Genomic DNA, 352 nt, shown 5'->3' with positions numbered 1-352 from the left:
GCTATAATGAAGATGAGGTTCAAAAGAGCCAGATACCGTCTGGATTGTGTGGGTAAATGGCTATGATGAACGAAATGGAATACAGAACAATCGGTTCGGCACTTGCCGGAGGGTATCGTGCAGCGGTCTATTGCAGGCTGTCAAAGGACGATGACCTGCAAGGCGAAAGTGCCAGTATCGCAAACCAGCGTGATATGCTGGAAAAATACTGCGAAAAGCAGGGATGGGAGGTTGTGGCAGTCTATCAGGACGATGGCTTCACAGGTCTTAATATGGAGCGTCCTGATTTACAGAGAATGTTGAGAGCCATTGAGCGCAGGCAAATCAACCTTGTCATCACGAAAGACCTCAG

At 48.3% G+C, this 352-nt stretch carries 1 protein-coding gene; it reads left to right on the top strand.

What is annotated here, in order from left to right; all coding sequences use genetic code 11:
- Positions 1-56: 56 nt before the first annotated feature.
- Positions 57-352 (top strand): recombinase family protein (locus tag DW922_RS16400; protein WP_044916939.1); only part of this gene is annotated, 296 nt, incomplete at its 3' end.

The organism is Clostridium sp. AM42-4, from assembly GCF_003480105.1.
In the GTDB taxonomy this organism is placed as follows: Bacteria; Bacillota; Clostridia; order Lachnospirales; family Lachnospiraceae; genus Brotaphodocola.
This window is presented reverse-complemented; position numbering and strand designations above follow the sequence as displayed.